Raw genomic sequence first — 4,473 nt, 5'->3', positions numbered from 1 at the left:
CTCGGTGCTGCGCCAGGTCGACACTCTCAGCGCCGAGACAGCAGCGAGCGCCCTGGAAACCGCGGGCGTCGAGGCGGTCGCCGTTGTGTTCCTGCACGCCTACCGCAACCCGGCCCACGAGCAGGAGGTGACGGCCCTTCTCCGGTCCCGAAACGGGTGGTTCGTGTGCGGATCTGCGGAGCTCTCGGGCGAGCTACGGGAGTTCGAGCGAACATCGACGACGGTGCTGAACGCCGCACTGATGCCGCTCATCGACAACTATCTGACACGTCTGGAGAGCGGCCTTGCGGCTGCCGGGAGCACCGCATCGCTGTTCGTGACGCAGTCGAATGGAGGTGCGCTCACTCCGGCCGCCGCACGAGTCAGGCCCGTCACGCTCGCCCTCTCCGGCCCGGTCGCGGGCGTCGTCGCCTGCAGCCGCCTCGGGCGCGCCGTCGGCACGAGCGAACTCATCTGCCTCGACATGGGCGGTACGAGCGCCGACGTCTCGATCATCAGCGGAAATCAGCCTCAGATGACGAGCGAGCTGACGATCGGCGAATTGCCAGTACGCCTGCCCGCCGTACACGTCCACTCGATCGGTGCCGGTGGCGGCTCGATAGCATCCGTCGACATCGGCGGCGCACTCAGAGTCGGTCCGGCAAGCGCAGGAGCCGAGCCGGGACCCGCTTGTTACGGGAGGGGCGGCACCGCCCCGACGGTGACAGATTGCCAACTCCACCTCGGCCGCCTGACCGAGGACTTCGCGCTCGCAGGGCGACTCCCGCTCGACGCGAACCTCGCGCGGGGCGCCATCGAGACGCTCGCCGAGCAGCTCGGGATGACGGTCGATGACGCTGCAGCAGGTGTGATCGAGGTGGTGAACGCTGCAATGGAGGGCGCCGTGCGCGTTGCGCTGCGCAGCCGCGGCGACGACCCGCGGGACTTCGCCCTCGTCGCCTTCGGCGGCGCAGGCCCACTCCATGCCGCGGAGCTCGCGCACCGGCTTTCGATCGACACGATCATCGTCCCCCCCCACCCCGGGACGCTCTCGGCCCTCGGGCTGCTCGCGGCTGACGTCCGGCTGGACTTCTCCGCCAGCGAGCTCCACGGTAGCCGTGAGGACGAACTTGCGACCACAATGCTCTCCACGTACGAGGCGCTGGCCCGACAGGCACAGGCGGAGATGGACGGCGACGACGAGCTTCGGGATCGCAGCTGCACGCACGAGCACTCCTGCGACGTGCGGTACGCGGGGCAGGCGTACGAAGTGAACGTCCCCGTCGATCTCACGAGCCTCGAGCAGCGTGACACTGCTGCTGTGTTCGCCCGCTTTCACGAGCTCCACCAGCAGGCTTACGGTTTCGCAAGTCTCGAGGACGAGTGCGAGCTCGTGACCATGAGGCTCGTCGTGACGGTCCCGATCGAGAAACCGCCGCTCGATCCCGTCGAGGTCGCAAGCGAGTCCAGTGTCCCGACCAGTCGGTCAGTGTTGGTCCCATCCGAGGGCTACGTTGACGTGCCCATCTATCGGCGCGACACGCTCGCGCCGGGAGCAACGATCGACGGCCCCGCAGTGATCCACCAGACCGACACGACGACGTTCGTCCCGCGATTCGCTCATGTGCTCGTCGACGAGCTATCCAACCTGATCATCTCCATCGACAGGGCGGACGCATGAGGTTCCAGATCGAGAGCGTCGAGACGATAATCGTACGGCTCCCTCCGCGGACGGACTTCCGCTGGCTGTCGCTGTCTCGTCCACTCGGTGAGTTCGTCCTCGTCCGGATCAGTGGCGAGGGAGTCGAGGGCTGGGGTGAGGTGGTCGGGCTCAGAGATTGGGGCGACGCGGACGGAAGGCGACATGGCGAGACGCCCGGGACCATCTGCTCGCTGGCGCACGAATACCTGGCGCCGACCTTGTTTGACGGCCCTCTCACGGTCGGTGAACTCCCGGCCCGGCTCGACGAGGTCGTGGTCGGAAACCCGTACGCCAAGGCACTCATCGACATCGCCTTCCACGACCTCACCGGACGCGCGCTCGGGGTGCCGGTGCACGCCCTCCTCGGCGGTCGCACCCGCGATGCGGTGCCGGTCGCGCACATGATCGGCCTCATGGACGAGGATGAGGCTGTCGCCGAGGGGCGAGCGGCGATCGTCGACGGAGTCAAGGCACTCCAGGTCAAGGGCGGACGCGATGCCGTACGTGACGCCACCGTGATCCGTCGCCTTCGCGAGGAGCTCGGCGACGGGGTGCTCCTCCGCCTGGACGCAAACGGTGGCTATCCGGGGCGAGTGAACGCAAAGCGCACCCTCGAGGCGCTGGCCGACGCGGGCGCCGACCTCGTCGAGCAGCCTCTGCTCGGCATCGCGGAGCTCGAGGCTGCACACGCGACGTCCTCCGTGCCGATCGTCGCCGACGAGGCCTGCTGGACGCCGGGAGACGCCCTCGAGCTCGTTCGCCGCCGGGCAGCCGACGTGCTCTCAGTCTATGTCGGCAAGGCCGGCGGGATAGCACGCGCGAGAGAGATCTGCACAATCGCCCGGGCAGCAGGGCTCCCGCACGACCTGAACGGCGCACTCGAACTCGGAATCGGAAACGCCGCCAACCTGCATGTCGCCCTGAGCTCCCCGGCGCAGCTCCTCCCGAGTGTCATTCCGATCAACGCTCCAACGGGCAGCGCTCAGACAATGACCGCAGGGCGCTATTTCGAGGACGATATCGTGACGGCACCCTTCATCTATCGTGACGGCTGCCTCGGCGCAGTCGACACGCCGGGTCTGGGCGTCGAGGTGGACTTCGAGAAGGTCGAGCACTACTGCGTCGATCGGCACTTGAGCACGAAAGGGACGAGCTGATGGTGAAGGTCGGCATCACGTGCGGTGGCGTCTGGTGGCCGCCGGAGTACTTCCAAGCGGTCGAGGAGCTCGGTTTCGACTCGATCTGGACGGGTGAGCACATCGTCTTCCACCGGCCGATCCTCGACGCCGCACCCGTCCTGGCGGGCATCGCCGCAGTCACCTCTCGCATCCTTCTCGGGCCGGCTGCGATTCTGACGCCGCTGCGCAATCCGACCATGCTGGCGAAGGAACTCACCACGATCGACGTCATGTCCGGCGGGCGGCTGATCGTCGTCGCCGGGGCAGGCGGCGACTATGCCAAGGAGTTCGAAGCCTGCGGAGTGCCGATGGAAGCCCGCGGGCGGCGTACCTCCGAGATGATCGAGATCATGCGCAATTACTGGACGGGCGAGCACTTCTCGTACTCCGGCAAGACGTTCGAGCTCGACGACGTTTGGCTCACCCCGCAACCCGTGCAAGAGGGTGGTCCGCCGATCTGGCTCGCCGGCCGAAGCGATGCCGCGATCTCCCGGGCCGCCCGCCTCGGCGACGGTTACATGCCGTACATGTACACGGCAGCTCGTTGTCGCGACGCGTTCGACGAGGTGAGGGCGAAGGCCGATGCGCTCGGTGTGAAGCTCAGCCCCCGCTTCACCTGGTCTGCGTTCGTCTACGTGAGCATGCACGACTCGGCGGATCGAGCCCGCGAGCTCGGGATCAGGGACCTCTCGTGGCGCTATGGAAAGGACTTCACGCCGTGGATCGACAAGTACTGCGTCTACGGGACGCCCGATTCCTGCGCGGAGCAGCTGCGCGAGTTTGTCGACGCAGGAGTCGAGCACCTCGCGCTCGGGATGATCCACGAGGAGAGCATTGCGCTCGACCCGGCACCCAAACGACATGCGTCGGGAGCGACGCTGGCAACGATCGAGCGCTATGCGCGCGAGCTTCTCCCCGCGCTGCAAGTGCGGGTTCCGATCTAGCCCCCCGGGTGCATGCACTGATCGGAGCTTCGGAGTGGCGGGCGCTCCTGGCACGCGCACCGGAGGCGCTTGCTGCTGCGGAGCCGGGCTCGTCTCTGAGGGTCTACCAGCTCACATCCCTCGCCCGTGTAACGGCTGCTCGCCTCGTGGAGGCGGGTGTCGGTCGCGGTGACCGTGTCGTCGTCGCACTGCCAACCAGCCTCCGTTTCGTCACCTCGTACCTTGCCGTGCGGCTGTGCGGGGCGGTGCTCGTCAACGTCCCCTGGCAGTGGCGCCACGAGCTCATCGCGATCGCAGACGAAACCGAAGCGCGAGCGGTGATCCTCGACCAGCGGGTCGATCCGTCCGTGATCGAGCAACTCGCTCCGCGTGCGATCGCCCCTGCCGGGTTGGCCGAGGAGGCTGGCGAGTCGGCCGTTGAGCTCGGAGCTTCTCCCTCTGCCGCCGCCGACGCCGTCGCCTGGCTCGCGTACAGCTCCGGCACGACGTCGGCGCCGAAGGGAGCCGTCCATACCGAGGAGACCCTTCGGCTTATCGCCGACGGCTTCGTGGGCCGCTACGGGCTCGGGCCGAACGACGTCATCCTCGTCGCCGCACCCGCCGGGCACGCGGTCGGGTTCGTCTATGGCGTCCAGCTGGCCCTTAGCGCGGGATGCCCGATGGTCCTCCT

The 4,473-nt window shown here is 67.7% G+C and carries 4 protein-coding genes; all 4 read left to right on the top strand.

Going from position 1 to position 4,473, the window contains the following annotated elements; all coding sequences use genetic code 11:
* The coding region (locus ABIR74_RS13410) for a hydantoinase/oxoprolinase family protein (protein ID WP_348178965.1) at nt 1-1,660 on the top strand (1,660 nt) is incomplete at its 5' end.
* Nucleotides 1,657-2,838: an enolase C-terminal domain-like protein gene (locus ABIR74_RS13405; protein ID WP_348178963.1), complete on the top strand. Its 1,182-nt coding sequence runs from the start codon at nt 1,657-1,659 to the stop codon at nt 2,836-2,838. The genes ABIR74_RS13410 and ABIR74_RS13405, both read left to right, overlap by 4 nt.
* A gap of 2 nt (nt 2,839-2,840) precedes the next feature.
* Nucleotides 2,841-3,803, top strand: coding sequence for an LLM class flavin-dependent oxidoreductase (locus ABIR74_RS13400; RefSeq protein WP_348178961.1), 963 nt, complete (start codon nt 2,841-2,843; stop codon nt 3,801-3,803).
* Nucleotides 3,804-3,811: 8 nt separating this feature from the next.
* Nucleotides 3,812-4,473, top strand: a 662-nt coding sequence (locus ABIR74_RS13395; protein ID WP_348178959.1) for a class I adenylate-forming enzyme family protein, incomplete at its 3' end; no start/stop codon positions are given.

Source organism: Gaiella sp., assembly GCF_039915195.1.
Classification (GTDB): Bacteria; Actinomycetota; Thermoleophilia; order Gaiellales; family Gaiellaceae; genus Gaiella.
The sequence above is the reverse complement of the archived record's forward strand: the minus strand, read 5'-3'. Positions and strand labels throughout refer to the sequence as shown.